The 6792-nt window shown below is 70.6% G+C and carries 6 protein-coding genes, 1 tRNA gene and 1 pseudogene; 2 read left to right on the top strand and 6 right to left on the bottom strand.

What is annotated here, in order from left to right:
* From ACFT2C_RS09760 to ACFT2C_RS09745, 4 genes are all read right to left on the bottom strand, one after another.
* Positions 1–198: hypothetical protein (locus tag ACFT2C_RS09760; protein WP_377206841.1), on the bottom strand; the 198-nt coding region annotated here is incomplete at its 3' end.
* A 217-nt stretch (positions 199–415) separates the two neighbouring features.
* Positions 416–488: transfer RNA gene (locus ACFT2C_RS09755), tRNA-Ala, on the bottom strand.
* 134 nt (positions 489–622) lie between these two features.
* Complete coding sequence (locus ACFT2C_RS09750) at positions 623–1759, bottom strand: hypothetical protein (RefSeq protein WP_377206840.1); 1137 nt, start codon at positions 1757–1759, stop codon at positions 623–625.
* 60 nt (positions 1760–1819) lie between these two features.
* A complete protein-coding gene (locus ACFT2C_RS09745) occupies positions 1820–2494 on the bottom strand; it encodes a GNAT family N-acetyltransferase (protein ID WP_377206958.1) in 675 nt (224 codons plus the stop codon).
* Positions 2495–2658: 164 nt separating this feature from the next.
* Here ACFT2C_RS09745 and ACFT2C_RS09740 point away from each other — a divergent pair, with 164 nt between their 5' ends.
* Positions 2659–3303 (top strand): 5-formyltetrahydrofolate cyclo-ligase, encoded by a 645-nt coding sequence (locus ACFT2C_RS09740; protein ID WP_377206839.1) that lies wholly within the window; start codon positions 2659–2661, stop codon positions 3301–3303.
* 132 nt (positions 3304–3435) lie between these two features.
* Here ACFT2C_RS09740 and ACFT2C_RS09735 read toward each other — a convergent pair whose 3' ends face one another.
* The gene (locus tag ACFT2C_RS09735) at positions 3436–6015 is read right to left on the bottom strand and encodes a penicillin acylase family protein (protein ID WP_377206838.1); all 2580 of its coding nucleotides are present in this window, start codon (positions 6013–6015) and stop codon (positions 3436–3438) included.
* A gap of 275 nt (positions 6016–6290) precedes the next feature.
* On the opposite strand from ACFT2C_RS09735, the pseudogene ACFT2C_RS09730 reads away from it, so the two are divergent.
* Positions 6291–6437, top strand: a pseudogene (locus tag ACFT2C_RS09730) (FmdB family zinc ribbon protein); the annotation flags it as partial.
* A 14-nt stretch (positions 6438–6451) separates the two neighbouring features.
* Here ACFT2C_RS09730 and ACFT2C_RS09725 read toward each other — a convergent pair.
* On the bottom strand, positions 6452–6667 hold the full coding sequence (locus tag ACFT2C_RS09725) for a hypothetical protein (protein WP_377206962.1): 216 nt from the start codon (positions 6665–6667) through the stop codon (positions 6452–6454).
* Positions 6668–6792: the final 125 nt, after the last annotated feature.

Raw genomic sequence — 6792 nt, 5'->3', positions numbered from 1 at the left:
GTCGAACCCCTTCGGAACCATCGAAGACAGCTTTTCCCGATCCAAGGTTGGCGGTGTAGGCGGGCGCTCTTCACCATCCGGCTCCGGCTCCGGCTCCGGCTCCGGCTCCGGCTCCGGCTCCGGCTCCGGCTCCGGCTCCGGCTCCGGCTCCGGCTCCGGCTCCGGCTCCACCGTGACATCTTCGTCCTCGTTGGTCATCTGGGTCACTCAATCAGGGCCTCACACGCACGTCGAGCCACCACGCGAACCAAACCTGCGCTTACTCGTTACCGGTGCCGATCGAGGAGCCAGTCTGGTCGTCTCAACAGGACCGGGGGGCACCAGGGGGGCACGGCCCGCCGCGAACGCCCCCCAGGCAACGAAGAAACCCCGCTTGACCGGAGCGTTTGCCCTGGTCAAGCGGGGTTTCTGTCTGTGGAGCTAGGGGGATTCGAACCCCCGACCTTCTCATTGCGAACGAGACGCGCTACCAACTGCGCCATAGCCCCTCGGACTGCAGAAGACTAGCACTTCACCTCAGGTGATCCGCAACTTGATCCGGTGTCGCGCGGGTCACGAACACACGACCCCCGCGACACCGACCAGCAACATCACCCGGCCGGCGACGTCTAGACCAGCAACGTCACCCCGCCGCCCGGCGTCGCGCCAGGATCTCCTCCAGCGGCTTGCCCAGCGTCTCGGACTTCATGCGCGGCGGCTCGCCCCGCATCAGCTCGTCCTCGGCGACCGGGTCGGCGTCGGCCGGCCTGGCCCCGGACACCGGCACCGACGGAGGCATCGCAGCTGCACCCGGACGCCCCGAAGCGCCCGCCCCCGCCGTCGACCCCTGGGAGGAACCAGCGGGGAGCGCCGCGGGCTGACGCTGCGGCGCGGCCGGCTTGGTCACGTACGTGGGCAGCGGAACGGGCACCGGGTCCCAGGCGCGCCCGCTCGGCACCTCGTCCCGCTTCGCCGACCCGACGCCGGCCGGCTTCGCCGACCCGACGCCAGCCGGCTTCTCCGACTCGACGTCAGCGGGCACCTCCGGCTCGACCGGAACCTCGATGACCTTGGGCTTCGCCGGGCCGTCGAGGATCTCGTCGAGCACGTCCTTGCGGGCGACCCGCGGGATCGCCTGCGTCTCGGTGCTCGAGCCGTGGGTCGCCAGGCCGGTGACCTGCGCCCGGTTGCGCGGCGCGTACGGGCCACCGTTCGAGAGCGCACGGGCCTGCGTGGCGCGCTGCCGCGCCGCCCGCACCGACGCCTGCCAGCGGGCGTCCGCCCGCCGCGCGGCACGAGCCGCGCGCTGGCCCAGGAACAGCACGAACAGCAGCATGGCCGACGACGTAGCGGCGAACCCCCAGTGCAGCCGGTCGAACCCGACGAACGCCCAGGCGGCGACGCTGCACAGCAGCAGCACGATCGACACGATGAACCGGCGGCGCGCACGCGCAGCCCGCCGCGCACGCCGCTCGACCCGGCGGAGGCGCTCCGCCGTCAGCGGGCGACCGCGGACCATGATCTGGAGCGGGCGCCCCTTCGGGGTCGGGTGGGCGACGCGCGGCACACCCTGGCCGGTGCCCCGCGGCTTGCCGTCAGTAACCATCGCCCCTCCTTTCCTGCCCGAACCGCTCATCGCGACGATGCGCAGCCCTACCGAGAACCTGTCGGTGAGCCGCGCGTCGGCGAGCTCCGACCGGTGGCGCACCAGACCTGGCAGCCAGTAGCCCAGCCACAGGACGAACAGCGCTACGGCTGTGAGTCCCGCAGTCGATTCCACGACACGACGTTAGGCGAGCATCGCCAGGGCCTGGCGCACCACGCACGGCGTGTCCCGCCGTCAGAGCGCTTCCCGCGAACGCTGCCAGCGCGCCAGCAGCCCCTCGGGAACCTCCTCGGAGGTGATCGCGAAGGTGCGGTGGTCGCGCCACTGGCCCTGGATGTGCAGGAAGCGCTCGCGCACGCCCTCGTCCCGCAGGCCGAGCTTCTCGACGACCCGCAGGCTCGGCTTGTTCTCGGGCCGGATGTTGATCTCGATGCGGTGCAGGCCCAGGAAGAAGGCGTAGTCAGTGGCCATCGCGACTGCGGTGGGGATCACGCCCCGCCCGGCCACGGTCTGGCTGACCCAGTACCCGATGCTCGCGGAGCACATCGATCCCCACGTGATGGAGGAGACCGTGAGCTGGCCGACGAGCGCGCCGTCGAGCTCGACGCCGAACGGGAGCGACGTCCCGGCGCGCGCCTGCGCGGAGAGCGAGCGCACGTACTCGCCGAACGTCGAGGCGATGTACCGGTTCGCACCGGGCGCCGTCGCCTCCCAGCGCTCGAGCCAGGCCGCGTTCTCCGCCCGCAGCCGGGCCCAGTCGTTCGCGTCCCGCCGCCGGAGCGGGCGCAGTACGACGACGCCGGCCGGCGTGTCCTCGCGCAGCGTCACCGGCCATGGCTTGGCCACCGTCCACCCCTTCACGTACTTTCCCGTGGTGCCTTCCGGCACGTCCGACTTGCTCGACGGCATCATCCTTCGCCCCTTGCCACGTCCCATGACGTATCCCCCACTGGAGGAGGGTCTACCACGCTCGATGGTCTGAGACCCGTCGAGCAGACGCTCGGTCATGTTCTCGCCTTCTTCGTACGCTGTTCGTAACAATCTTGTCTCGGAGTCTTGGCACAATAGCGGTCATGAGCGGTATCTCTGTCCCGACGCCACAGCCGTACCCCGTGCTACCCGGGATGGAGACTGGCGACGCCAAGGAAGAGCTCCGCCGCGCGATCCGCGCGCAGCGCGGGCACCGAACGGCCAAGCAGAGGGCGCAGGCCGCCGAGGCTTTCGCCGACGTCATCGAGTCGATTCCCGAGGTACGCGACGCCGGATGCGTCGCCGCGTACGCGGCCCGCAGCGCGGAGCCCGGCATGCTCCCGCTCCTGGACCGCCTCGCGGGCCGCGGCGTCCGCGTGCTGCTGCCCGTGCTCGGCGCGGGCCTGGCGCGCGACTGGGCCGACTACACCGGCCCCGACGACCTCCTGGAGCGGGCGCCGGGCCGCCCGCCCGAGCCGGGCGGCCCCACGCTGGGCAGCGACGCCACCAAGCTGGCCGACGTCGTCCTCGCGCCGGCTCTCGCCGTCGACACCCGTGGGGTTCGGCTCGGCCAGGGCGGGGGCTGGTACGACCGCGCGCTCACGCACCTGCGGCCGGGCGCGAAGGTGGTCGCCGTCGCCTTCCCGGAGGAGGTGTACGACGCCGCGCACCACCCGCTGCCGCGCGAGGAGCACGACATCCTGGTGCACGCCGTCGCCACCACCACCGACTGGCGCTGGCTCGGCTGACAGGCCCGCTGGTCGAGCTTGTCGAGACCCGGGACGACAAACACGACCCCCGCAGCCGCACGGGGGCTGGGCTTCCCGGCCCGCTGGTCGTGGTTGGGTAGACCGGTTTCCAAATGCGCGACCAGCGAAGCCTCACGGGGTGAGGGTCAGCTCGTCCACCTGCGCGGCGTCGACCGCCTCGGGGCTGGACGGCCACGGGAAGGTCTCCCCGGTCGCCCACGCGTCGAGCTGGTCCTGGTAGTGCTCGGACGCCGGGTGCGCCGACGTCCCCGTCACGACCACCCAGGTGGACGCGTCGAGATCCGCGAGGTCGACGACCATGCGCATCGACGGGCCGCTCGTCACGTCGAAGCTGCCGCTCGCGGCGTCCCAGGCCGTGGCGTTGACGATCGAGGAACCGCCGCCGACCTTGACGGGTGACGGGTTCATGTACGCGGCGATCGGCGCCGGGACGCCGGACCCGCCGAGCACCAGGTGCTCCAGCTTGAGCTGGTGCAGCGTGCCCCACTCCCAGTCGCTGGTGTCCTTGCCGAGCTCGACCGTGAGGTCCTGCCGCGCACTGGTCAGGGCCTCCGTCAGCACCTGGTCGCGGCTCTCCACGACCGCCACCGTGGACTTGTCGTCCCAGAACGAGTCGTTCGGGTTGTCGAGCATGCCCTGGATCACGGCGAGCCAGCGGCTGTCGCCCTCGGGCCACATGGACTGCGGCAGCTCGTCGTTGAAGGTGATCGCGAGCAGGTTGCGCCACACGGCCGCGAAGTAGGCGGCGGCGGCGGAGTCCGCGTCCATGGACCTGTCCCAGTCGGTCAGGAGCGCCTGTCCGTCCGAGTCGTAGCCGTCAGGGAGATCGACCTCCAGCAGCACGGGCACCAGGGTGTCGGCGAAGACGCTCCACTGGTCCATCTGGATGTCCGACATGTCGTCGGCCGTGAGCTTGCGACCCTCCGCGATCCGGTCGGTCAGCAGCGTGCGGATGCGTTCCGAGCGATACCCGTAGTCCCAGTCCCGGGTGAGGAACGGACCGGTGTCGCCGGGCAGGACCGCCTGGTTCGCCGCGACCACGAAGCCTTCCTTCGGGTCGACGACGCCCGGCATCTGGTCCTGGGGCACGTAGCCGGTCCAGTCGTAGCGGGCGTCCCAGCCGGGGCGCGGCCAGGTGCCGTCGGACTCCACGGCGCCAGGGACGTTGGCGCGCACCGGGATCTTGCCCGGCGCCTGGTAGCCGATGTGCCCGTCCGTCGTGGCGAACACTATGTTCTGCGACGGGACCTCGAACTTCGCGGCTGCGGCCTTCATGTCCGCGGGGGTCTTCGCGCGGTTCATGTCGAACACGGCGTCGGCGGTGTGGCCGGGCTGGAGCGCCGTCCACGACAGCGAGATCTCGTACTGGCCCAGCTCGGTGCCGGTCTCCGTGGGCGAGCCGCGCAGCGCGTCGGTGACGTCCTCGCCCATGACGGACGAGACGATCGGCCCGTGCACGGTCCGCCGGACCTCGAGGTCGACCGGGCTGCCGCCGTCGACCCGGATCACCTCGGTCTCCTTCTCCATCGGCACCCACTGGTCCGCGCCGCGCAGGTACGTGTCGTTGCGGACCCGCTCGATGAAGAAGTCGGTGACGTCGGCGCCCAGGTTCGTCAGGCCCCAGGAGATGTCGGCGTTGTGCCCGATGATCACGCCGGGGAAGCCGGAGAAGGAGAACCCGGACACGTCGAACGGGCACTCCGCGCTCACCTGGTTGCAGTGCAGGCCGACCTGCGCCCAGATGCCGGGGGCGGCGAGGTTGAGGTGCGGGTCGTTCGCCAGGAGCGGCTTGCCCGACTCGGTGTACTGGCCGGACACCGCCCACGAGTTCGAGCCCGTGCCCTCACCCCGCGCGATCTGCACCGGCACCGCGTCCAGCGCCGCCTGTGCCGACTTCAGTGCCTTGGCGAGGCCCGGGCTCCCGTACGGATCACCGGCGCCCGACGACGTCTGGGTCGCCTGGGGCGGCTGCGTCGCCGTCGTCGCTCCCGCCTCCGCGGGGTCGAGGATCGTCGCGTTGCCCGTGACCGAGAACGCGGGGAACAGCTCGGAGACGCGCGACGCGTCGTCCAGCGTGCTGTAGGCGAGGGCCCGGTCGAGCTCGTCGTCGTAGTTTCCGCGCAGGTCCCAGGCCATGGCCTTGAGCCAGGCGAGCGAGTCGATGGGGTCCCACTGCTCCGGCTCGTTGACCTCGACGCTGACGTCGAGCACCGTGTACTCGACGGCGGTCTCGGCGGGGCTGCGGTCCGCGAGGTAGGCGTTCACGCCGTCCGCGTAGGCCTGCAGGTACTGCCGGGTCGTGTCGTCGAGGATGTTGAACTCCTCCTCGGCGACGTGCCGCCAGCCGAACGTACGGATGACCTTGTCGGCCTGGATCGCGTCGGCGTTGTTGCCCACGAGCTCGGCCAGGCGGCCCGCGGTCACGTGCCGGCGGTAGTCCATCTCGAAGAAGCGGTCCTGCGCGTGGACGTAGCCCTGCGCGCGGAACAGGTCCTCGGCCGAGTCCGCGTAGATCTGCGGCACGCCCTGGGCGTCGCGGCTGACGCGCACGTTCGAGCTGAGTCCCTCGACCTGCACCTCCCCGGAGTGCTCCGGGAGCGGACGGCGCGCGGTGAGCCACGCGAAGGTGGTCAGGGCGACCAGCACGAGCACCAGGACCACAGCGGTGCCGACGATGAACTGGCGAACCATGGAGGTACGGGTCCGACGGCGCTTGGGGGGTCGCGGACCGTCGGAGGTGGCTGTTTCGGCGGGCTCTAGAGGCTCGGCGGAAGTGGTCGCGGGCACGCAGTGGAGACTACCGTCAGCCCCTGTGCTTGAGTGAACGCACCCGAGTGAACACAGTCGGGAGATCCTGGGACTATCCCCCGCCGCCGGGCCGTTACTATTGGCACTCGGAAACCCCGAGTGCCAGGCCCGGTACCGGTGAGCGTGCGACGCCCCGGGAGGCCTGACGTCCAAGAGGAGTGCACGTGCCCACCTACGCGTACCGGTGTGCCGACTGCGGCCACGCGTTCGACATCCACCAGGAGTTCAGCGACGAGTCGCTGACCGTCTGCCCCGAGTGCCAGGGCAAGCTGCGAAAGGTCTTCAGCTCCGTCGGGGTCACCTTCAAGGGTTCCGGTTTCTACCGCACGGACTCGCGCAGCACGTCGACGACCAGCACGGTGAAGGCCGGTAAGTCGGAGTCTTCTTCGGACTCGTCGTCCTCGGGTTCTTCGTCGTCGGGTTCCTCGTCGTCGAACGGGTCGTCGTCGGACGGGTCGGGTTCCTCTTCCTCCGGTTCCACGAGCTCGTCGAGCTCCTCGGGTTCCTCCAGCTCCTCGTCGAACGGGTCGAGCACCTCGAAGGCCGCCTCCGCCTGATCCTGGGCCCGAGTTCGGTCCCTTGCTGGCCCGCCGCGCCGACTTCGGTCCGTTGCTTTGAGATCGGTCGTTTGATTGACCGATCTCCTGTCTCTTATACACA

The organism is Promicromonospora sp. NPDC057138 (assembly GCF_042670845.1).
Lineage (GTDB): Bacteria > Actinomycetota > Actinomycetes > Actinomycetales > Cellulomonadaceae > Promicromonospora.
This window is presented reverse-complemented; position numbering and strand designations above follow the sequence as displayed.

Excerpts from the sequence above, each read along its gene's own strand:
- ACFT2C_RS09735 (WP_377206838.1), bottom strand. The coding sequence starts at position 6,015 with ATGGTTCGCCAGTTCATCGTCGGCACCGCTGTGGTCCTGGTGCTCGTG.
- ACFT2C_RS09745 (WP_377206958.1), bottom strand. The coding sequence starts at position 2,494 with ATGCCGTCGAGCAAGTCGGACGTGCCGGAAGGCACCACGGGAAAGTAC.
- ACFT2C_RS09740 (WP_377206839.1), top strand. The coding sequence starts at position 2,659 with ATGAGCGGTATCTCTGTCCCGACGCCACAGCCGTACCCCGTGCTACCC.